19 protein-coding genes are annotated in these 21,579 nt (G+C 69.1%); 8 read left to right on the top strand and 11 right to left on the bottom strand.

Going from position 1 to position 21,579, the window contains the following annotated elements; translation table 11 throughout:
- Window positions 1-131: 131 nt before the first annotated feature.
- Window positions 132-1,622: a glycosyltransferase family 2 protein gene (locus DFQ15_RS12930; RefSeq protein ID WP_110466369.1), complete on the bottom strand. Its 1,491-nt coding sequence runs from the start codon at window positions 1,620-1,622 to the stop codon at window positions 132-134.
- Between the two features lie 300 nt (window positions 1,623-1,922).
- Between DFQ15_RS12930 and DFQ15_RS12925 the strand changes: the two genes are divergently transcribed.
- Window positions 1,923-2,528, top strand: coding sequence for a cytochrome b (locus tag DFQ15_RS12925; protein WP_110466368.1), 606 nt, complete (start codon window positions 1,923-1,925; stop codon window positions 2,526-2,528).
- 185 nt (window positions 2,529-2,713) lie between these two features.
- On the opposite strand, the gene DFQ15_RS12920 is transcribed toward DFQ15_RS12925, so the two are convergent.
- Complete coding sequence (locus tag DFQ15_RS12920) at window positions 2,714-2,881, bottom strand: hypothetical protein (protein ID WP_110466367.1); 168 nt, start codon at window positions 2,879-2,881, stop codon at window positions 2,714-2,716.
- Between the two features lie 64 nt (window positions 2,882-2,945).
- Here DFQ15_RS12920 and DFQ15_RS12915 point away from each other — a divergent pair, with 64 nt between their 5' ends.
- The 3 genes from DFQ15_RS12915 (at window position 2,946) to DFQ15_RS12905 (ending at window position 6,443) form a co-directional block, all read left to right on the top strand.
- Window positions 2,946-4,769: a hypothetical protein gene (locus tag DFQ15_RS12915; RefSeq protein ID WP_146228748.1), complete on the top strand. Its 1,824-nt coding sequence runs from the start codon at window positions 2,946-2,948 to the stop codon at window positions 4,767-4,769.
- Complete coding sequence (locus tag DFQ15_RS12910) at window positions 4,759-5,739, top strand: glycosyltransferase family 2 protein (RefSeq protein ID WP_110466365.1); 981 nt, start codon at window positions 4,759-4,761, stop codon at window positions 5,737-5,739. Before DFQ15_RS12915 ends, DFQ15_RS12910 begins: the two co-directional genes overlap by 11 nt.
- A gap of 266 nt (window positions 5,740-6,005) precedes the next feature.
- Complete coding sequence (locus DFQ15_RS12905; protein ID WP_110466364.1) at window positions 6,006-6,443, top strand: hypothetical protein; 438 nt, start codon at window positions 6,006-6,008, stop codon at window positions 6,441-6,443.
- A gap of 259 nt (window positions 6,444-6,702) precedes the next feature.
- On the opposite strand, the gene DFQ15_RS12900 is transcribed toward DFQ15_RS12905, so the two are convergent.
- From DFQ15_RS12900 to DFQ15_RS12885, 4 genes are all read right to left on the bottom strand, one after another.
- Window positions 6,703-7,275 (bottom strand): cytochrome b/b6 domain-containing protein, encoded by a 573-nt coding sequence (locus DFQ15_RS12900; protein ID WP_233504495.1) that lies wholly within the window; start codon window positions 7,273-7,275, stop codon window positions 6,703-6,705.
- The gene (locus DFQ15_RS12895; RefSeq protein ID WP_110466363.1) at window positions 7,272-7,571 is read right to left on the bottom strand and encodes a PepSY domain-containing protein; all 300 of its coding nucleotides are present in this window, start codon (window positions 7,569-7,571) and stop codon (window positions 7,272-7,274) included. Before DFQ15_RS12895 ends, DFQ15_RS12900 begins: the two co-directional genes overlap by 4 nt.
- Window positions 7,572-7,596: 25 nt before the next feature.
- Window positions 7,597-8,289 carry a Fe2+-dependent dioxygenase gene (locus DFQ15_RS12890; RefSeq protein ID WP_110466362.1) on the bottom strand — a complete coding sequence of 231 codons (693 nt, stop codon included), beginning with the start codon at window positions 8,287-8,289 and terminating at the stop codon, window positions 7,597-7,599.
- A gap of 148 nt (window positions 8,290-8,437) precedes the next feature.
- Window positions 8,438-10,738: a TonB-dependent receptor gene (locus DFQ15_RS12885; protein WP_233504493.1), complete on the bottom strand. Its 2,301-nt coding sequence runs from the start codon at window positions 10,736-10,738 to the stop codon at window positions 8,438-8,440.
- Window positions 10,739-11,012: 274 nt separating this feature from the next.
- On the opposite strand from DFQ15_RS12885, the gene DFQ15_RS12880 reads away from it, so the two are divergent.
- Window positions 11,013-13,208 carry a hypothetical protein gene (locus tag DFQ15_RS12880; RefSeq protein WP_110466361.1) on the top strand — a complete coding sequence of 732 codons (2,196 nt, stop codon included), beginning with the start codon at window positions 11,013-11,015 and terminating at the stop codon, window positions 13,206-13,208.
- 56 nt (window positions 13,209-13,264) lie between these two features.
- Here DFQ15_RS12880 and DFQ15_RS12875 read toward each other — a convergent pair whose 3' ends face one another.
- Both DFQ15_RS12875 and DFQ15_RS12870 read right to left on the bottom strand, forming a co-directional pair.
- Entirely contained in the window at window positions 13,265-13,999 is a 735-nt protein-coding gene (locus DFQ15_RS12875) for a 16S rRNA (uracil(1498)-N(3))-methyltransferase (protein WP_110466360.1), read from the bottom strand.
- 2 nt (window positions 14,000-14,001) lie between these two features.
- The gene (locus DFQ15_RS12870) at window positions 14,002-15,150 is read right to left on the bottom strand and encodes an aminoglycoside phosphotransferase family protein (protein WP_110466359.1); all 1,149 of its coding nucleotides are present in this window, start codon (window positions 15,148-15,150) and stop codon (window positions 14,002-14,004) included.
- A gap of 106 nt (window positions 15,151-15,256) precedes the next feature.
- On the opposite strand from DFQ15_RS12870, the gene DFQ15_RS12865 reads away from it, so the two are divergent.
- The 3 genes from DFQ15_RS12865 (at window position 15,257) to rsmA (ending at window position 20,148) form a co-directional block, all read left to right on the top strand.
- Window positions 15,257-17,785: an LPS-assembly protein LptD gene (locus tag DFQ15_RS12865; protein ID WP_233504490.1), complete on the top strand. Its 2,529-nt coding sequence runs from the start codon at window positions 15,257-15,259 to the stop codon at window positions 17,783-17,785.
- Between the two features lie 100 nt (window positions 17,786-17,885).
- Complete coding sequence (locus DFQ15_RS12860) at window positions 17,886-19,355, top strand: peptidylprolyl isomerase (RefSeq protein WP_110466357.1); 1,470 nt, start codon at window positions 17,886-17,888, stop codon at window positions 19,353-19,355.
- 13 nt (window positions 19,356-19,368) lie between these two features.
- Entirely contained in the window at window positions 19,369-20,148 is a 780-nt protein-coding gene (gene rsmA / locus DFQ15_RS12855) for a 16S rRNA (adenine(1518)-N(6)/adenine(1519)-N(6))-dimethyltransferase RsmA (RefSeq protein ID WP_110466356.1), read from the top strand.
- A gap of 174 nt (window positions 20,149-20,322) precedes the next feature.
- Here rsmA and DFQ15_RS17460 read toward each other — a convergent pair whose 3' ends face one another.
- The 3 genes from DFQ15_RS17460 to DFQ15_RS12845 form a co-directional block, all read right to left on the bottom strand.
- A complete protein-coding gene (locus DFQ15_RS17460) occupies window positions 20,323-20,541 on the bottom strand; it encodes a hypothetical protein (protein WP_158529072.1) in 219 nt (72 codons plus the stop codon).
- The gene (locus tag DFQ15_RS12850; protein WP_055835908.1) at window positions 20,520-20,945 is read right to left on the bottom strand and encodes a barstar family protein; all 426 of its coding nucleotides are present in this window, start codon (window positions 20,943-20,945) and stop codon (window positions 20,520-20,522) included. The genes DFQ15_RS17460 and DFQ15_RS12850 overlap by 22 nt, the downstream gene beginning before the upstream one ends.
- Window positions 20,946-21,035: 90 nt before the next feature.
- Window positions 21,036-21,464: a ribonuclease domain-containing protein gene (locus DFQ15_RS12845; protein ID WP_374941030.1), complete on the bottom strand. Its 429-nt coding sequence runs from the start codon at window positions 21,462-21,464 to the stop codon at window positions 21,036-21,038.
- Window positions 21,465-21,579: the final 115 nt, after the last annotated feature.

Below are 21,579 nucleotides of genomic sequence, written 5' to 3'. Positions count from 1 at the left end.
CGCGCCAGGGCCCTGCGGCCGCTTTCGTCCCTCGGCGTGCCGGAAAAGTTCGGCGCTATGTTTTTTATAGCTTCAGGTCGGCGCATATCGCCGGCCGCAGGCACTTTCCTCTATGAATCGGCGTGCCGCTTTCAGGCGGAGTCGTGGTCGCGGGCGACCACCACACCGACCCGGCGCTGCACGCCCCAGCGCCGGCGGCGCGTCAGGAACGACACCCAGCCCAGGGCCGCGCCGGTGTGGCGCAGCAGCTGGAAGGTGAACGGCTCGGCCAGTGCCGCCAGCAGCCCCTGGGCCAGGCTGGCCGGCGCGGTGTCGCCCACCCAGCGGCGGTAGAGGCGGATCGACCAGAGGTGGAAGGCCAGGTCGATCGCCAGCTTGGTGCCGATCACGCCGGCCGCCGCGCCCAGCAGGCTCGGCCGGCCCGCGGCCAGGTAGTACGCCAGCAGGAAGAACGCGGTGAGACCGTAGAGCGGCTGCAGCGTGTCGAAGGCCTTCACCGGCAGCATCGCCACGCCCAGCCGGCCGTAGCGCCGGTCGCCGACCATGTCGCGGTAGTGCCACTGCGTCTGCAGGAAGCCGCCGAACCAGCGGCGCCGCTGGCCGAGGAAGGCGCCGATGCTGCCCGGCGCGTCGGTGCGGGCGCAGGCGGTGCCCAGTACCCGCACCGTCCAGGGCAGGCGATGGGCCACCGCGTGGCGGCGCAGGCGGTGGGTCAGCTCGTAGTCCTCGACCATGCTGTCGGGATCGAAGCCGCCCACGGCCAGCAGCGCGCTGCGCCGGTAGCCGGCGAAGGCGCCCGAGACCAGCAGCAGGCTGTCCATCCGCATCCAGGCATGGCGCGAGAGGAAGTTGCGGATGTACTCGTACGTCTGGAACCACTGGAACACCCGGCCCGAGAACGACGGTCCGCACACCGGCACGATGACGCCGGTGGCCGCCACCAGCCCCGGCTCGGCCGCGAAGGCCCGGCGCATCGCGGCCAGCGCGGTGGGCGCCAGCAGGGTGTCGCCGTCGACCGTCAGAACCACGTCGGTTCCGGTGCGCGGCAGGGCCGCGTTGAGGGCGCGGGCCTTGCCGCTGTGCGGCAGAGCGAGCCAGCGCAGGGTGGGGTAGGCGAGACTGGGCAGCCCCACCGTGCCGGGGGCCGGCAGGGCCAAGCCGTAGTGGCGCACCAGCAGGTCGGCCGTGCCGTCGGTGGAGCCGTCGTCCACCACCATGATCCGCTCGGGCGGATCGGTCTGCGCCAGCAGGGCGGCGATCGTGAGCGGCAGGGCGCCGGCCTCGTTGTGCGCGGCGACCAGCACGCAGACGCTGGTGCGCACCGCGGCCGGCGTCGCGCCACCGGTCCCGGGCACCACCGCCGCGGGCCGCAGCAGGTCCCGGGTGCGCCAGCCGACGAAGGCGAGCAGCACCGTGTCGTACACCACGTACACCACGCCCACCGACCAGGCCAGCACGCCGCCCACCGCGAAGGCCATGCAGAACAGGATGCCCCACAGCAGCAGCGCCCCGCCGTGGATCAGCACGCTCGGCAGCGGCGTGCGCCAACCCGGAAGGTTGGGCGTGGCCCGCAGGCGGGCATCGCGCAGGGAGGTATCGAGCTGGGAGGTATCGGGCGGCATCTCGGTGGTGGGCGTGGGTGGCGAGCAGTCTGACAAAGGCGGAGACAGGCAGTGCCCCGGCGAAGCTGCAGGCACGTTCCGAGAGAAGACCCATCGGGGCGGGGCGGGGCGCTCTGCCATGCGGCAGCGGACGGCGCCCGGGCGGATGTCGCACCCCTGCGCCGCCCGCTGCCGCACGCCGATCGGCCATGCGGCACGGCACCGCCGCCGATCGCAGCCACCGCATGTCGGGCCGGTGTAATGCTGCGGCCTGGAGCGCGGGCTCGTCAAGCCGCGGCGCAGGCCCTATATTGCCGAGCCATGAACCCCCGCACCCCCGCCCAGGCATCGCCGCCCGCTGCCGCCCCTGCGCAGCGCTACACCCGCATCGCCGTCGTCTTCCACTGGCTGATCGCGCTGCTGATGTTGGTCAACGTCGCGCTGATGCTGACGGTGGGATGGTTTCCCGACGCGTTGGTGCGGCCGGTGTTCGACACCCACAAGTCCATCGGCGTGACGGTGCTCGGCCTGGTGCTGCTGCGGCTGCTGTGGCGCCTGTCGCATCCCGCGCCGCCGCTGCCGGCCGCCTACCCGCGCTGGGAGCGGCTGTCGGCCCATGCGGTGCATGTGCTGCTCTACGGCGTGATGCTGTGGATGCCGCTTTCGGGCTGGCTGCACGACTCGGCCTGGAAGGACGCGGCGGCGCATCCGATGCGCTGGTTCGGCGCCTTCGAATGGCCGCGCATCGGCTTCGTCGCGCAGAAGGTCGCCGCGTCGGACGACAAGGAAGCGCTGCACGACCTCTTCGGCCGGATGCACAGCGCCGGCGCCTACGTGCTGTACGCGCTGTTCCTCTTGCACCTGGCGGGCGCGCTGAAGCACCAGTTCGTGGACAAGGAGCCGGTGCTGCGGCGCATGCTGCCATGAGGGCCGGATCCGGCGTGGTCCGCGTCGCCGCGGACCGCGGGCACGGATCATGCCCCGACAGCCCGCGTGCCCACCGGGGCGGGCGCATTCCCTGCAGGCGGACCTTGCCTCTGCGCCGCCAGGGTGATCGGAAAAATGCCGGAAAAACATGGGTCGATCCGCGCATCGTGGATCGCGGCCGAAGTTTATTCCGCGTCGTCCTTTTCGGCTTCTTCGGCCGGCTCGTCGTGGTGCAGCGCCGGCTTCTGACCGGGCCGCGGCGCATGGATCGCACCGGGTGCGACCTCTTCGCCGTGGTTCTTCTTTTCCTGCTGCACTTTTTTGTCGTGCGCGACATTGCGTGGATCGGTCATGGAGCGACCATGGCCGCGTGTCCCGTCGCAGCGAGTGGGACGGGGCGCTGCCTCGAACGAGGCAGTGGCCTACCTGCCCGCATATCTGAAAAAATGCGGGCTTCGGGGTGAAGCGACCAAGGACGGGACGAGAGTGGAAATCAAATACCAATTCGCGGCGCAGCACTATTTGGCGCTTTTGTTGTTCGCGTTGGTTTGCCAGGGCTATGGGCGTGCAGCGAGCGCGCGGACACCGCTGGCAACGCTGTCCGACGCGGTCTTGCGCGGCACCCTGGAACTCGCGCTGGGAACAGGTGTCGTCATCTGTCTGCTGCAGATCGCCGGCGCTGTCGGCGCTCTTTTGCCGGTCGTCATCTGCGGCATCGGCATCGTGGGGCTGGTTCTGGCGCTGTGGCAGCTCCGAATCCCTTCGGCGCAATCGTGGAAATGGCCGCACTGGGGCAGCTGGATCGTTCTTCTGGTCGCGACCTCGACCATGGTCTATCCGCTTCGCATCCCGCTGGCGTGGGACGAGCTGGCATACCACCTGCCCCATGCGCGCGAGTGGGCCGAACAGGGGCGGCTGCAGATCAATGCATCCATTCGATATGCATGGTTCCCGTACAACTACGATCTGCTGTACGCCGCAGCGCTGAGCGTCTACGACGACGTCATGCCTCACCTGTTGCACGGGTACGCAGGGTGGTTGACCGCCGTGCTGGTGCATCGCTGGACGATGTCCATCGCCGGGCGGGCGGCCGCCTGCGCCGCCAGCGTGTTCTGGCTGCTGCTGGCGCAGGCCGAGTTCGCGACCGCGTATGTCGACATGGGCCTCGCCCTGTTCGTCTGCGCGGCCTTCGTCGTACTGCACCTCTGGCGCGAAGCGATCGCCGAGCGCCGGCTTCTGTACATGGCCTCGTTTCTGCTGGGGGTGGCGATAGGCTCCAAATACCAGGGGCTCACGTTCCTGCCCCTGTTCGCCGGGGTCGTGGTGCTCGCGGATCGACGTCGGGGCACTTGGCTGCGCAGTGCCGCCTTCGTCGCCATCGCGTGCGTCTACTGGTACGCGCGCAACGCCTTGATGACCGGAGACCCCTTCCATCCGCTGGGGGGCAGGATCTTCGGATTCACCGAGTGGAACGCGGGCGACTATGCCGCCCAGCTGAGCGACATCAAGGCCAATTTCGGTTGGCCTCCCGCCTGCCTGCTGTTGGCCGCGGCGGCCCCGCTTCTGGCATGGCGCAACCACCGGGCCGGCCGCATCTGGGCCACTGCGGCTTTCTCCGCGTACGCCATGCTCGTCTGGGTTTTCACTTCCCACTACCCCCGGTATCTCCTGCCTGCCTACCCTGCCTTGTGCGTGCTGACCGGCGCGGTGCTGTGGGCGAGTGTCTCGACCGCATGGGCCCGGATCGAGCGCGAGCGATTCGCCTTCTTCCACCGAGGCTACGGATGGCGCGCCGTGCAGCTCGTGGTCCTGGTCGCCGTTCTGGTGGTGGCGCAACGCAGATATCACTTCAAAGGCGACTACGAATGGTCGCTGGTATCGCCGACGGTCGCAGAGCGGCACGCGGCCTTGAAAGATAATCTGCCCCGCTATGGGGGCGTGCTTGCGTATTTGCGCGAGCATCCCGCGCGGCGCATCTATCAAATGAATCTGGAGGCGGTGCTGTATTACCTGCCGCGCCCTGTGATGGGCGACCATTTCGGGCCGTGGAGGTATCGCGACTACGCGCAATTGGCGCCGCAACCCTTGGCGGAACGCTTGCAGCGAGAGGGTTTCGATACGTTGGTGGTCAGCCTTCACGAAAACAGCCTGTCGACCTCGCCGGACCTTTCTCGCTATTTCGACCGCGTCTACGCCGACTCCGATATGCATGTCTACAAAATCCGTTCCCATGTCCGCTGATTTTTCCGTCCCCTCGCCCCGTCGTCCGGGAGATGCGCCGGCCCCTTCCATCGCGGTCATCCTCCCCTGCTACAACGAGGCCGGCGGCATCGGCTCGGTGGTCGACCAGTTCCGGCGGGCGCTGCCCGAGGCCGCCATCCACGTCTTCGACAACGCCTCGACCGACGGCACCGCCGCCGAGGCCGCGGCCCACGGCGCGACGGTGCACCGGGTGTCGCTGCGCGGTAAGGGCAACGTGGTGCGCCGCATGTTCGCCGACGTCGAGGCCGACATCTACGTGATGACCGACGGCGACGCGACCTACGACGTCTCTAACATCCGCGACCTGATCGCCGGCGTCTGGCAGGGCGGCTGCGACATGGTGGTGGGCGCGCGGGTGGACGACGGCAGCAACGCCGCCACCTACCGGCCCGGGCACCGGCTGGGCAACCAGATGCTGACCGGCTCGGTCGCCGCGATCTTCGGCGGCCGGTTCACCGACATGCTTTCGGGCCACCGCGTGTTCTCGCGGCGCTACGCCAAGACCTTCCCCGCGATGGCGCACGGCTTCGAGACCGAGACCGAGCTGACGGTGCATGCGCTGGAACTGCGGATGCCGACCATGGAGCTGCCGGTGTCCTACGGCTCGCGGCCCGAAGGCACGGCCAGCAAGCTGTCGACCTACCGCGACGGCTGGCGCATCCTGCGCACCATCGTGCGGCTGTTCACCAGCGAGCGGCCGATGGCCTTCTTCTGCCTGCTGGCGGCCCTCTTCGCGCTGGTGGCCCTGGGACTGGCGGCGCCGCTGGTCGCCACCTACCTGCACACCGGTGCGGTGCCCCGGTTCCCGACCGCGATCCTGGTCACCGGGCTGATGCTGAGCGCCTTCATGTCCTTCGTCTGCGGCATCGTGCTGCACAACGTGGCGCTGGGCCGAAAGGAGCTGAAGCACCTGGCCTACCTGGCCGTGCCGTTGCGCCGGGCCGGCTAGCGGAAGAAGGGCCGGCGCCGCCGTGGAAGCGGGCGAAGTCGGCATCGAGGCCCGGGTGCCGGCGGTACCGCCGTCGATGACCAGGCAGTCGAAATGGGCTCTGCCGTGCGTCGTGTGTCTACGTTGCCGCGCTGTGCGCTGATGCCGCGCACGAGTGTGGCCAACCCGCGGCCGGCGCGTCAGTGAGTTTTTTTGCACGGCGGCCCTGCAAACCGCACCGTGTCCGCCCGTCCGCCGCGTTACCCTGCACTTCCCTTCTGCCGACGATGCAGCCCACACCCATCCCGATCCGCACCGAATGCCCGCCCGGCGCCTGCGTCTGCGACCGGGAGGCGCTGCTGGCCGCGCCGGGCGCCGACCTGCGGGTGCTGCTGCTGACGCGCGAGGAAGAGCGCCGCCTGCTGGAGCGGCTGGAGAACCTGCAGAGCCTGGCCGAGCTGCGGCGCATCGAGGCCCGCATGGCCGACCAGCTCGGCCTGCGGCTGCGGATCAGCTTCAGCCCGAACGAGGTGCGCAGCCTGCGCGGCATCGCGATCGGGGTGCTGGAGCAGCCGGGCCTGTGCAGGAAGACCCGGCAGAGCATCCCCGCCGCGATCCGCAAGAGCCTGGAGCGCCGGCCACAGATCGCCTTCGATCTGCTGGACGACGGCGGCTTGTTCGGAGGCGAGGGGGCGGGGGATTCGCCGCAGGGCGGGCTCGCCTAGCGGGCGCGCGGGTGCAATCCATGCGGACTATCCGCAGAGCGCGGGTGTTGCTGCGAAATTCGTAGCTAATGGTCGACGTGTGTAGAGGATTTCGGCATCTTATGTATCTGAAAGAATTGTTGGACGCCGACTATTTGCTATCAATTTTGATGCAGCGCCCTGCTGTGGACCGCCGCTCGCATCGGCTTTGCATCGTTCGCGCAAGCCGCCCTCCCCGGTGCCTCGCCGTCAGGACCGAATCGCCCCGCAGCGGCTCTCGCTATCGCCCGTCTTCGTCCACCGCGCCGTCGCCGCGCTTGCGGCCGTGCACCATCGCCGCGACCAGGTTCTCGCGCTGGTGCCGGCCGGTGAACACCACGCCCGCCACGTGGAGCGCGACCAGCGCCAGCACCGCCCAGGCCAGCGCGCGGTGCAGCGCGTCGAGCCAGGCCATGCCCCAGAACGCGTCGGTGGTGTAGAGCCAGCCGGTGATGCCGGTGGCGGCCACGGTGGCCAGCAGGGCGACGGCCATCCAGCCGCCGAGCGGGTTGTGGCCCAGGTAGCGGGGGGCGGTGCCGCGCAGCACCTGCGCCCCATAGCGCGCCGTCGCGGCCGGGCTGCGGACGAAGGCGCCGAAGCGCGCGAAGCGGCCGCCCCGCGCACCCCACGCCAGCCGCGCCGCCACCGCCGCCAGCCCGGCCCACCCGGCGGCCTCGTGCCAGCGCAGCGTTTCCTCGCCGGTCAGCCAGGCGCCCGCGACCGATGCCGCCAGCACGATGTGCAGCAGCCGCACCGGCAGGTCCCAGACCCGCACCACGGGGGCGGGCGACGGCGTCGGGCGCGGCTCGCTCACGACGGCTGCTTGACTTCGCCGATCTTCTCGAACGTCTTGGGGTCGAAGAACACCTCCATCCGCTCGCCCTGGTGGTTGAAGCCGTAGACCTCGTAGCAGCCGTTGAAGGTCTTGACCTGCCGCACCTTCCAGCCCTCGGCCACCAGTTTCTTCTGCAGCTCCATCTGCGGCCGCATCTCTTCCTTGGGCACCGGGGCGCACTTCACCGTGTCGTGGTTCACGATCTGCGCCGCGGCGCCACCCGACGCCACGGCCGCCGCCAGCGCGGCGATGCTCAGGAATAGTGTCTTGGTCATGCTTGTCTTTCGTTGAATGGCGTTGCTACACGTCCAGCCACATGCGCAGAAGGTTGTGATAGGTGGAGGTGAGGCCGATCACCGACGGATCGGTCTCGCCCAGATGCGCGCCCGAGCGCAGCCGGCGCAGGTGCTTGTCCATCTCGAACAGCAGCCGGCGCTGCTCGTCGCCGCGCACCATGCTCTGGATCCAGAAATAGCTGGCGACGCGGTGCCCGCGGGTCACCGGTTCCACCCGGTGCACGCTGGTGCCGGGATACAGCACCAGGTCGCCGGCGGCCAGCTTCACCCGCTGCTCGCCGAAGGTGTCCTCCACCATCAGCTCGCCGCCGTCGTACTCGCCGGGCTCCGACAAAAACAGGGTGCACGAGATGTCGGTGCGCACCCGGCCCGCGCCGTTGCGCAGGTAGCGCACCGCGCTGTCGACATGGTTGCCGAAGCTGTTGGCCGCGCCGCCGTAGCGGTTGAACAGCGGCGGCGAGATCTGCTTGGGCAGCGCGGCCGAGAAGAACACCGCGTGCCGCTCCAGCCCGCGCAGCAGCAGTTGCTGCACCGCCCGCGTCGCGTCGCAATCCTCGGGCAGCTGCTCGTTGTTCTTCGCCTCGGCCGACTGGCTCCCCGCGGTGATCCGCCCGTCGCCCCACGGCGCCCCGGCCAGTATTTCGCGCGCCCGCGTCACTTCGGCCGGGGTCAGGACTTCACGTACGTGCAACAGCATGGTGTCGAATTATCCGGGGCACATCGCAGCCACGCGCCAGCGCCTCCCGTATTCCCAGGGACACCGCGGGACCGGCTTCGCCGGACCGCGGGTGTCGCCCCCGGTGAGGGGGGAGGCGGAGACACGAAGTGCGTAGCCTGGGGGAGAGCTAAAACCTCACGCCAAGGGTCGCCAGCACCTGGCGCTTCGGCCCCAGGATCGTGAAGCCCGGGTACAGCTGGTCGCCGTAGGCCTTGTTGCGCAGGTTGTTGACGTTGATCTGGGCGAACACGTCGGGGGTGAACTTGTACTCGGCCATCGCGTCGGCGACCATGAAGCCGGGCACGCGGGCGGTGGCCGAGGCGGCGCCGGTGGTGCCGGTCAGCGGCCGGTTCTCGGTGGCGCCGTGGCCGCCGAGGGCCAGGCGCAGCTTCGGCGTCGCCTGGTAGCTGACCCACACCGCGCCCGACTGCTTGGGCGTCAGGCCCACGCGCTGGCCGACCGAGGCCTGCGCACCGGCGGCGACGCCGGCCGCGTCGATCTTCGCGACCGGCACCCAGGTGTAGGAGCCGTAGACCTCCCACTGCGCGCCGATGCGGCCGACCACGTCCAGCTCCAGGCCGGCGGTGTGGCGCTTGCCCGAGAGGGTGTAGGCGGTGCCGGCGAAGTCGGCGTCGGTGGTGCGCTCGTTGTACTTCTCGGTGCGGAAGATCGCGCCGCGGGTCGAGAGCTTGCCGTCCAGCCAATCCAGCTTGGCGCCCAGCTCGATGTTGCGGCTCTTCTCCGGCGGGGTGTTGGCGTTCTGCGGGGTGACGTACTGGTAGGTGTCGGCCGAGGTGTTGAACGAGGTGCCGTAGGAGAGGTGGTACGACTGCGTCGGCGAGGGCTGGAACAGCATGCCGCCGCGGTAGCTCCACGGCGACTCCTTCAGCCGGGTGCGGGCGATGTTGGTCAGCGCGCCGTTGGCGCCGGTGGCATAGGCCAGCTGCTCGAAGTCGCCCTTGAAGTTGTCATAACGCACGCCGCCCAGCAGCTTCCAGGCCGGTGCCACCTGCACCAGGTCCTGCGCGTACACGCCGAAGGCCTCGGCGGTGTAGTTGCTGGAGTTGCGCCACTGCGGCGACAGGCGGGTGCCGACCAGCCCGGCCCCGTCGTCGGGCGTGCCGACCGTGGTGGCCGGCCGGGTGCCGAGGGTGCTGCCGTTGTTCTGGAAGCGGGCGGCCTCTTCGTGCGCCGCGTCCACGCCGGTCAGCACCTCGTGGCGCAGGCCGAACCAGTCGAAGGTGTTGCTGTAGTCGCTCTGCGCATACGTCGCCTTGTAGCGGTCCTTGCGCGGCGTGAGGCCCGAGCGGGTGAGGAAGGTGTCGGGGTCGAGCGAGGTGACCGCCGGCGCGCCGGTGGGACAGGCGCCGGCGGCCGTCGGCGCCGCGCCGCAGAAGCCGGCCGCGGTGCTCCACTGCGCGCGCTCGAACACGCCGCTGCGGATCTGGCTGCGCAGCTCGCCGCCGTGGTCGAACACGTGCTTCCAGGAGCCGTGCAGGTAGTTGGCCTCGCCGTCGACGAAGTCGGCGCGGGTGCCGTAGAAGTTGCCGGGCTTGACCGGTGCCAGGCCGCCGTTGAGGTAGCGGATCGCCGACATCGGCGTGTTGTTGTTCTTGAGGTGGAACAGGCCGACGGTGAATTCGTCGGCGGTGCCCAGGCCCCAGCTGAAGCTGGGCGCGATGCCGTTCTTGTCGATGTCGGCGCCGCCGTTGTCGGCCTTGTTGACCATCGCGTTGATCCGCAGGGCCGAGGTCTCGCCGGTGCGGATGTTGAAGTCGGCGGTGGTGCGCAGGTAGCCCGCGGTGCCCACGGTGCCGACCACGTCGGTCTGGTCGGCCAGCAGCGGTTTCTTGTTGACCTGGTTGACCACGCCGCCGGTGGAGCCGCGGCCGAACAGCATCGAGGCCGATCCGCGCATCACCTCGACCCGGTCGAGGTTGAAGGTGTCGCGGTCGTAGTGCGACGGGTCGCGCATGCCGTCGATCATCAGATCGCCGGTGCTGGCGATCGGGAAGCCGCGCAGGCGGATGTCCTGGTCGGTGCCGTTCTCGGTCGCGGCGAAGGTGATGCCGGCGGTGTAGTGCAGCGCGTCCTTGAGCGTGTCGAGCTTGATGTCGTCGATCAGCTTCTCGGTCACGACGGTGATCGACTGCGGGATGTCGCGGATATCCTGGTTGCCCTTGCCGATGCCGCTCCTGGTGGTCTGCAGCGCTTCCTTGCCCTGCGGCGCCTCGGCCTTCTCGGTGACGGTGACCGGCTGAAGCGATGCGTTGCCGGCCGGCGCCGACTGCGCCCAGCTGCCGACCGAGGCCGCCAGCATCAGCGCGCTCAGCGGGAACAGCGCCGGGTCGGCGGCGCACGGCAGGGCAGACGGTGTGTGGCGGGCGGGCCACCGGGACAGGGGAGCGGAGCGAGCGGAATCGGTCAAGGCGAATCTCGTCTGGAATGGTGTGTGGAAGCGCAGGCGCTGTTTGGCCGGATGTGACGCCGATTGCGCATCTTAACAATAACCAGTCGTATTTGCAGATGACGGGCGGCGACTTCGATATTCGATACACCGTTTCGTAACCGGCCTGCGCGGCGAAAAAATAACTCCTTACATTGGCGGTCCCCGGCCTGTCCGCCCAGGGCAGGCTTTACATGTCAACCGGCTCCGATGCTGTCCGTGGGGCGGCCGGCGGCCTTTTACAGGCGGAGATCGCATGCCATCTACCACCCTGAGCCCCTCCAACGTCGGCTTTTCACCCGAAGAAACAGCACTCGAAGCGCCGTTCCTGGAGACCGAGTGCCCGGCCCATTCGTCGACCCTGCCCGGCCGGAACGGGACAAGCGAGCTGACCGAGGCCTTGCAGCGGCAGCCCTCCCAGGAGGCATCCTCCAGCAGCGCCGCGTCGAGCGCCATCCAGCGTCCGCGCACCGGGAGCCTGCGCGAGTTGTTCCTGAAGGGTCTGAAGGAGGCCGAAAAAGACCGGCTGAACCAGCAGCTCGCCATGGCCGATGGGCTTCCTACCAAGCAACTGCGCCGCGAGGCGCGGACCGAGGCCAATCTGACGGGGATGCTGCGTCTGGGCATGCTGGAGGCGCAACTCCAGAAGATCCAGACCGCAGAATATCGTGCGCAACTGCGCCAGATCGTCAATACCGACAGGTTCAGGCAGCCGGAGGCATTGAAGGGCGCCGTCGCGCGCGGGGACGATGGCCTCCTGCATTCTCCGGACAAGGCCATCGACGCGGTGCTGCAGTTCGTGCAGATCAAGCCGGCGTATCGGGAGGCGGCGGCACAGCTCACGTTGCCGCCCGACGCGGAATTGCGACTGCCCCTGGAGGCCGACATCCTGCTGAATGCATGGGAGTTCGCCGCCGGCTGCAAGGTGCGCGAGTTGCATCTGGGCGGCGACGGGTCCGAGCCGGAAGAAGCCGATATCGATCTTTCCACCTATGCCGCGCGCGAAGCGATCAAGAAGGGTGCCAAGGCCTTCGGCGCGGATGCCAGCTTTCGGCCGATCACGATCGAGGACGTGACGGGCGAGTCCGACGTCGATCAGGAGACGCGCGCGCTCGTCGAGGGCCTGGGGCCCAATCCGCAGAACGCGCCGTTCTCCTTCCTGCAAGGCGTGCGCTACCGGGCGGACTCCAACGACGAAAAGCTGAAGGCGCTGGTCGGCCAGGCGCTCAGCGACCACGATCCGGCCACCCTTGAACTTCGTGGTCGCATGGGCGCACAGGCGGTCAATGCGGTGCTGACGCAAAAGCACCTCACCCCGGAGCTGGGCTGGGCGATCGCCGCCAGCCTGATCGGCAGCGGCGGGGTCGCCTTCGCACTGGACGTGCTCGCCTGGTCTGCCGTCCGTGCCGCCGTGGCGAAGACCTACGGTGAGGACCATCCGATCACGAATATGACCGAGGTCGTCCTGGCCTCGCTGACCGCCGCCGTGGCGGAAACCGCGGACTCCTGCGTGATCAAGCGCTTGCTGGGCCACTTCCGGGGCGAAGCCCTGATGCCCAAGTCGTTGGCCGAAGTCCTCAACGACCTCAAGGAATCGGCCATCTCCGGCGGCATCGCGGCGATCGGCGCGATCCCCAACAATGCGGCTGCCCTGACGCAACGCTGGGCCTCGCCGCAACTCTGGGCCATGCAGCCGGTGAGCGCGGTGACCAACCAGATCGCGGTGTCGACCTCGGGCGCCATGGTGCCGCGCGAGGTGGCCGCCGGGCATGAGGAGATGGCGGCCGGCGCGCTCGAACGGATGAACGAAGGCTTCTTCCCCGCACCCCAGCTGACGCTGCAGGAAGACGCCAGCGATGCGCAGCTGCACCGCGCTCTGGCCGAACACGTCAAGGAGGACACCAGGGCCGCCCTGGAGGTGGCGCCGGGCCATGGACTGGCCATCAATTCGATGGGCATCGGCTCGGTCATCAGCCTGGTCACTGGCTTTCTGCCCTTCGACACGTTGGCCCGCGCCAAGGTGGTGCCGGAAGTGGCCCAGAAGATCGTCACCATCATGGTGAACACACCGACCGAAGTGCTCAGCCTCGGTGCCGGCCTTCTGGGCGGCCAGTATTTCGGTGGCATAGGCGGCAAGTTCACCACAGACGAGGAGAAAAACCGCCTGATCGTCGAACTCATCGCCAAAAAGGCGGTGGAGCGTTGGTCGCAGGCCGAAGGAGGGACGGCGCCAAGCGTCGAAATCACAGAAAAGGAGCTGCGTGCGATCGAGCATCCGTCGCTGGCGCTGACATTCCCTGCCGGTCGCGCCATTGTCAACACCCTGAACGGTGTGACCGACTTGCTGGCCCGCACCTGGGGCGCCATCCGGGGAACGCCTTCCCAGGAGCTGGCAGAGCAGGTGAATGTCGATACGCTGCTGTCGCAGATGCCGGTGAACCGCCCGGCCTGAGTTCCGGGCTTTCGGCGGGCCGCGTTCCCGGAGTCGTCCCGCGCGGCCCGCGGTGGCTACAGTGCCAGTCGCGCCAGCACCGCCAGCGGAGCGGTCTCGGCCCGCAGCACCTGTGCGCCCAGCCGCACCGCTTTGAAGCCGGCCGCCAGGGCCGCGGCTTCTTCCTCCGGCGCCAGGCCGCCTTCGGGGCCGGAGAGCACGGTGACGGTGGCGCCCAGATCGGCGGCATCGGCCACCGCCTGCGCCAGCGGCACCGCCTGGGCGTGCAGGGAAAGCAGCAGGCGTGGGCCGCAGGCCTCCGACAGCGGCGGCAGGGACGCGAGCCACGCGGAGAGATCGGCCACCGGCGCCACGGCGGGCACCCGGTTGCGGCCGCACTGCTCGCAGGCGGCCACGGCCACCGCCTGCCAGTGGGCGATCTTCTTGTCGGCCCGCTCGCCCTTGAGCCGCAGCACGGTGCGGGCGGTGGCCAGCGGCTGGATGCCGGCGGCGCCCAGCTCGGTCGCCTTTTCAACCAGCCAGTCCATCCGCTCGTTGGCCGGCATGCCGACCGCCAGCACCACCCGCTGCGGTGCCTCGCGCTCGACGGCGGTGTGCGCACCCACCTGCACCTCGACTTCGTTGCGGCCCATGCGCAGTACGGCGCAGTCGTACTCGCCGCCCCGCCCGTCGAACAACGTCAGCGCATCGCCCGGCTGGTGGCGCAGCACCTGCACATGCCGCGCGGTGCCGGGCGGCAGCGACAGGGTCGCTCCGGTGGCGAGCGGCCCGGGGCAGTGGAAACGGGGCATGGTCAGACCCGGCCGAAGGCGAAGCCGGTCGAGGTCTCGATCTTCTCGACCTTGTCCACCAGCCGCAGCAGCGGCAGCAGCTCGCGGTAGCGGCCGGCGGTGGCGCGGATGTAGGCGATGAAGCGTGGCGTGTCGGCTAGGTACTTCGGCTTGCCGTCGCGCAGAGTGATCCGGGCGAAGATGCCGGCCACCTTCAGATGGCGCTGCAGGCCCATCCATTCCACCGCGCGGTAGAAGTCGCCGAAGTCCGGATCGACCGGCAGGCCGGCCTTGCGGGCATGCTCCCAGTAGCGCACCGTCACCTCCAGCACCATGTCCTCTTCCCAGCTCAGGAAGGCGTCACGGGTCAGGCTGGCGATGTCGTAGGTGATGGGGCCGTAGACCGCGTCCTGGAAATCGAGCACGCCCAGCGGGCCCGTGGGGTCGGCATCGTCCACCATCAGGTTGCGGGGCATGAAGTCGCGGTGCACGTAGACCGGCGCAGCCCTCAGGTTGTGTGCGACCAGGGTGTCGAAGGTGCTGGTCAGCGTGTCGGCCAAGTCGCCCTCGATGGCGACGCCGCGGTGGCGCGACAGGTACCAGTCGGGAAACAGTTGCAACTCGCGGTGCAGCAGCGGTGCGTCGTAGGCCGGCAGTTCGCCCGGGCGCGATGCGCTCTGCCAGGCGACCAGCGCCTCGATGGCGCGCAGGTAGCAGGGCAGGGCGCCGGCGGCATCGGCCGGGTCGATCGTCTCCAGCACGGTGCGCCGTCCCAGGTCTTCCAGCAGCATGAAGCCCTGCGCCGCGTCCCAGTCCAGGATACGCGGCACCCGCACGCCGGCCGCGTCCAGCAGGCCGGCCACGTGCACGAAAGGCCGGCTGTCTTCCAGGGCGGGCGGGGCGTCCATCACGATCGCGGTGCCGCCGCGCACGCCCGATGCGTCGAGCCGAAAATAGCGACGGAAGCTCGCGTCGGCCGAGGCCGCGCGCAGCGTCTCGGGGCGCACGCCGTGCGCCTGCGACTGCGCCGCGAGCCATCCTGCGAACGCGGCGCCGCGCGCCGGATCGGCCCAGGCGACGGGCCCGGTGTCCGCAGGAGAAGAAGAGGTCGCGGGGCCGGCATGGGCGCCGGGTATGGGCAGGCCGGCGGCCGGGGAAGCGGATGGGGTCATGGATAATCCCGATTCTACAAAGCCGACCCCCGGGCGCCGGCCTGCGAATCCTTGCCGACCTTCCCCCTCCCCGCACGCAGCGCACCGCCGATGGATGTCCCGACCGATGCATGACCTGACGACGACACCATCGGCTCCGCGCCCCCGCCGCGGTCGCCGTGGCGGCCCTGCGCGCCTCTCGACCCGCCTGACGCCCCTGGCTCTGGTGGCCGCCGCATTGCTGCAGGGCGCCCCACTGCGGGCGCAGAACATCGGCGAGGCACCGGTGGCCGACGCGCCGGCAGGTGCGGCGACCGCTACGGCGGCCAACAAAGCAGCCAGCACCGCGGCGAACGCCCTGGCCGCTCCCACCGGCAACGCCGTGGCCGACGCGCCCCTGGTGCTGCGCCGCACGCCGCTGCTGCGCGAGACGATCGACGGCAACGAAGGCAAGCAGCGCCCAAGCTTCGTCACCGGCGACAGCATCGACGGCACCGCCGACTTCAACACCATCGTCAAGGGCAACGCCGAGCTGCGCCGCGGCCTGCTGGTGATCCGCGCCAACCAACTCGAATACACCCAGCCCGACGACCTGGCCAAGGCGCTGGGCGACGTCTACATCAACCGCGGCGGCGACATCTTCCAGGGCCCGCAGCTCGAGCTGCATGTCGACGCGTTCGAGGGCTTCTTCGTCCGCCCGCGCTACGTCTTCATCAAGAACGACGCGCACGGCGAGGCCGAGCGGGTCGACTTCATCGACGAAGAGACGATGGTGATCCACAGCGGCAACTACACCACCTGCGTGCGCCGCCCCGGCGCCGGCTGGGTGCCCGAGTGGATGGTCACCGCCCGCACGATCACGATCGACCAGCGCGCCGAGACCGGCACCGCCGAGGGCGCGGTGGTGCAGTTCAAGGGCCTGCGCACGCCGGAACTGCCGAGCGTGACCTTTCCGCTGTCGGAAACCCGGCAGTCGGGCCTGTTGCCGCCGGTCTTCGGCATCAACAACGTCAGCGGCGCCGAGACCACGGTGCCCTACTACTGGAACATCGCGCCCAACCGCGACGCCACGCTCTACCCGACGATCATGAGCAAGCGCGGCGTCGATTTCGGCGGCGAATTCCGCTACCTGGAGAGCAACTACCGCGGCCAGATGCGCGGCAACTACATGCCCACCGACAAGCTGCGCGAGCGCGAGCGCTGGGGCATCGCGGCGCAGCACTTCGACACGATCGACACCGGCATCGCCGCGATCGGCACCGTCGGCATGAACCTCAACCTCAACCAGGTGAGCGACGACAACTACTGGCGCGATTTCACCCGCACCGTGGGCTCGCTCACCCAGCGCCTGCTGCCGACCGACCTGACCTTTCTCTGGGGCAAGGGCGACTTCTCGGCCTCGGCCCGCGCCCTCAAGTGGCAGGTGCTGCAGGACGTCAACTCGCCGATCACTCCGCCCTACGACCGGCTGCCGCAGGTCACCGCCAAATATGCCAAGGTGGACTACGGCGGCTTCGATTTCTCGGTCGATGGCGACTACACCCAGTTCCAGTCGCGCACCGCGCTCACCAACCAGCCCAACGCCAACCGCAGCGTCGCGATGGCGCAGGTCAGCCACCCGTGGGTGGCACCGGGCTGGTTCATCACGCCCAAGGCGCTGATCAACAGCGCCAACTACAAGTTCGACAGCCCGCTGGCCTCGAACAACCAGACCACCGCCAGCCGCACCGTGCCGACGGTGAGCCTCGACAGCGGCCTGGTCTTCGAGCGCGACACCCGGCTATTCGGCCGCAACCTGATCCAGACGCTGGAGCCGCGCGCCTTCTACGTCTACACGCCCTTCGTCGACCAGAACTACCTGCCGGTCTACGATACGACGCGGGCCGACTTCAACTTCGCCTCGATCTACACCGAGAACGCCTTCGTCGGCCAGGACCGGATCTCCGACAACAACCTGCTGACCGTCGGCACCACCACCCGCTTCATCGACGCCGACACCGGCGCCGAGGCGGCACGCTTCGGCATCGCGCAGCGGCTGCGCTTTCGCGACCAGCGCATCGTGATGCCCGGCGAATCCACCGTCACCGATCGGCTGAGCGACATCATGCTGGGCGCCTCGATCAACTGGACGCCGCGCTGGGCCTTCGACTCGACCGTCCAGTACAACCCGAAGACCGACCGCTCGGTGCGCTCCTCGATCGGCGGGCGCTTCAACCCCGGCGACTTCCGCACCATCAGCGCGGCCTACCGCCAGCAGCGCGGCACCAGCGAGATGATCGACATCGGCTGGCAGTGGCCGATCAACGACCTCTGGAGCTGGGGCAACCGCGACATGACCCGCATCGCGGGGCGCGGCCTGGGCCCGGGCAACGTCTACGCCGTCGGCCGCATGAACTACAGCATGCTCGACAGCAAGATCGTCGATTCGGTCGTCGGCCTCGAGTACGAGGGCGACTGCTGGATCGGCCGGGTGGTGCTGGAGCGGCTGCAGAGCAGCAACACCACCGCCACCAAGCGGATCCTGTTCCAGGTCGAGTTCTTCGGCTTCTCCAGCGTCGGCTCCAACCCGCTGCAGGTGCTGCGCCGCAACGTTCCGCGCTACCAGTACCTGCGCGAGGACATCGCCACCCCGAGCCGTTTCAGCCGCTACGATTGACCGCACTGCCGGAAGCCCCCGGCGGGCGGCCATCGACGACACCCTCACCGATCGCTCCTCCAGAATGCAACTCCTGCCCCGCCCTGCGAGTCCTACCGCCATGAAGATCCGTGCTCACGTCCTGCCGCTGGCCTGCCTGGCGACCCTGATGGCCTCCGGCGCGCTCGCGCAGGGTCTGCGACCGTCGGGCTCGCCCGGCATGGGGCTGCCCCGCGGCGCCGGTGCCGACGCGATCGCGCCGGCCATGCCGGTCGGCTCCTCTTCCGGCAGCCCGCGGGGCGCGGCCGGCGCGTCTTCTTCCGGCGCGTCGCTGTCGTCGTCGTCTGCCTCGCCGCAGCAGGCCGACTACATCGTCGCCATCGTCAACTCGGAGCCCATCCTCAACAGCGAGGTGCGCATCCGCGCCGAGCGCGCCGCCCAGCAGGCGGCCCAGGCCGGCAATCCGCTGCCGCCGCGCGACGTCTTCGTGCGCCAGGTGGTCGAGCGGCTCATCAACGAAAAGGCCCAGCTCCAGCAGGCCAAGGACACCGGCATCAAGGTCGACGACGCGGCGGTCGACCAGGCCGAGCAGAGCGTGGCGCGCCAGAACGGCGTCGAGGTGGCCGAGATGCGCCGCCGACTCGCCGCCGACGGCATTCCGCAGGCCCGGTTCCGCGAGGACCTGCGCAACCAGCTCACCCTGCTGCGGCTGCGCGACCGCGAGGTCGAAGGCCGGGTCAAGGTCAGCGACCTGGAGGTCGACCAGTACATCCGCGACCAGCGCGGCAAGCCCGCTGACCCCGCCAGCGTCGAGATCAACCTGGGCCACGTACTGGTCATCGTGCCCGAGAACGCCACGCCCTCCGAGATCGCCACGCTGCAGGCCAAGGCCCAGCGCGCCGCCGACCGGGTGCGCGCCGGCGAGGACTTCGGCAAGGTGGCCGCCGAGATGTCGGACGCGGCCGAGCGCACCAGCGGCGGCCAGCTGGGCCTGCGCAGCAGCGACCGCTATCCGCAGCTCTTCGTCGACGCGGTCAAGAACGAGGCGGTCGGCGGCATCGTCGGCCCGATCCGGTCGCCCGCCGGCTTCCACGTGCTCAAGCTGATCGAGCGCAACCAGGGCGGCATCGGCACCGGCGTCGTCACCCAGACGCATGCCCGCCACATCCTGCTGCGCGCCGGCCCGCAGCTGACCGAGGCCGCCGCCATCTCGCGGCTGCAGGACTACAAGCGCCGCATTCAGTCGGGCCAAGCCGATTTCCAGTCGCTGGCGCGCGAATATTCGAGCGACGGCAGCGCCAAGGACGGCGGCGACCTGGGCTGGGCCAACCCCGGCCAGTTCGTGCCCGAGTTCGAGGAGGCCCTCGACGGCATGGCCCCGGGCGACATCAGCCAGCCGGTGGTGTCGCGCTTCGGCGTCCACTTGATCCAGCTGGTCGAGCGCCGCCAGCACACGCTGACCCAGCGCGAGCAGCGCGACCTGGCCCGCAGCGCCGCCCGCGAGAAGAAGCTCGACGAGGCCTTCGTCACCTGGGCGCAGGAAACCCGTGGACGGGCCTACGTCGAGTTCCGCGAGCCGCCCCAGTGGTGAGGCCGCACCGCGCATGAGGCACATCGCACGCAAGCGCTTCGGCCAGCATTTCCTGTCCGACCGCGGGATCATCGAGGACATCGTCCAGGTGATCGACCCGCAGCCGGGCGACCCGATGGTCGAGATCGGCCCGGGCCTGGCGGCACTGACCCAGCCGCTGGTCGAGCGCCTCCGCGGCAAGCTCACCGTGATCGAGCTCGACCGCGACCTGGCGGTGCGCCTGCGCGCCCGGCCGCAGCTCGACGTGATCGAATCCGACGTGCTGAAAGTGGACTTCACCGAAGTCGCGCAACGGCTGGGCGCTCCTAAATTGAGAGTGGTGGGCAACCTGCCCTACAACATCTCGACCCCGATCCTGTTCCACCTGCTCGACCAGGTGCAGGTGGTGCGGGACCAGCACTTCATGCTGCAGAAGGAGGTGATCGACCGCATGGTCGCCCGCCCCTCCACCGCGGCGTACGGCCGGCTGTCGGTGATGCTGCAGTGGCGCTATGGGATGGAGAACGTGTTGTTCGTGCCGCCCGAGAGCTTCGATCCGCCGCCGCGGGTCGACAGCGCCGTGGTCCGCATGGTGCCGCACGAGGCCCCCGCCGCGGTGGACGTCAAACGCCTCTCCGCCCTGGTCCAGGCCGCCTTCAGCCAGCGCCGCAAACTGCTGCGCCATTCCCTCGGCCCCTGGCTGGTGCAGCAGGGCTTCGCCGGCAGCTTCGACCTGCAACGCCGCGCCGAAGAGGTGCCGGTGGACGAATTCATCGCGCTGGCCCTCAGCCTGCCCGCAGCCGCGGAGCGCTGAGCACAAGGCCCGGTCAGCCGCCTTCCCCTAACCAGGCGCCCAAAGAAAAACCCGCTTCGGCGGGTTTTTCTTTACCCAGGGCTGCCACCGATCCGGCTCCGCCGGTCGGCCGGCAGCGCCCCCAAGGGGGAGGCGAAGCGCAGCGCAGCCTGGGGGTTGGCTCTACGGCCGCCTTCAGGCGGCCGAGAGCCAATAGCCCGCATTGAATGGACTGCTCATCCGCAACGCCAACGGCGACACGTCGACGAGCTTGTCGGTCGGCATCTTTTCTGCCGGCTCGGTGGCGGCATCGATCGCGATGCTGCCGGGCACGGCTTCCGCCGCGGGGGCCTCGTTCGCCCGTTCTGCTTGGCTGGTGGATGCAGAACGGGCTACAGAAAAGAATAGAAACACCGGAACGGTATCTTTCGGTCCCCCCAATAGTCGGACGCCTCGCGGAAGATGTCGAGCAGCTGTTCGCGCGCTTCCTTGTCGAACTTCGCGTGAGCCGGGATCTGCTCCAGTACCACGATGAAGCCCGGCTGCGGGCCCGATTTATGCAAGGGATCGGTCATGCAATCGTACAACGCGTCGAAATTCTTGCCGAAGTGCGACGGGAAGGTGAACTGGGCTGCGATCGTGTCGAGCACATCCTGCTTGGACTGCGACTCGGCCAGGTTGGCGTAGAGGAAGTGATGGCCCAGGCTCAGTGCGGCATCGCGCAGGTCGGGCACGCGGAAGGCGCGGATCGACTGCACGATGTTGTTCCGGACGCCGCGCAGGGGGGCATCGTTATCCTTACGAAGTGGCGTATCCATCTCCGCTGCTCTTTCTTCTCAAAGGGTCCAAAAATCCAGGCGCGGCCATGTGCCGCCCGTCCTGCCGGTGCGCTCCGCTCCGTGCCGCCCTCAGGGCATGATCTCGCGGAAGCTCGTGTAGTGATCGTCGGTGTAGTAGCAGCGGTCGGGCGTGCGGGGCGCACCGCCGCATACGATGCGGTGCGCTCCCCGGTTGCGGGCCCGCGGCGTTTCCACGGTGTACTCTCGGTAGTGGCCTCGGGTGCGGGCCGGTAGAATCCGCTCGCGATTGCCGAAGACCGAGCCGTCCTTGTCGTGCCGGAACGGCCCGCCCGCCAGGATGCGCGAATAGGTATCGCGTCCTTCGAGAGGGAGCTGGGCAAGGGGGACGGCAGCCGTCGGCGCATCTGGAAGCGGGGACCGGGCCAGTGCCGCGTCTGCAGCCACAGTCGCCAGCAAGACGAGGGCACCTGTGCGCGCCGCCGCCATTGCCGTGGAGAACGCATCGGACGCCGTTCTCCGCACCCCAACTCGCACCATGAAAACACACCTTTCGGAAATTCAGGGTGCCTGCGGGGCCTGGACGGCCCCTACGGGTTAACCCCAAAATTCAATCTGGTAGTGTGACGGAAAGCGGCCCGCAGTGCAAGTATTC

This window comes from Xylophilus ampelinus (assembly GCF_003217575.1).
In the GTDB taxonomy this organism is placed as follows: Bacteria; Pseudomonadota; Gammaproteobacteria; order Burkholderiales; family Burkholderiaceae_C; genus Xylophilus; species Xylophilus ampelinus.
The sequence above is the reverse complement of the archived record's forward strand: the minus strand, read 5'-3'. Positions and strand labels throughout refer to the sequence as shown.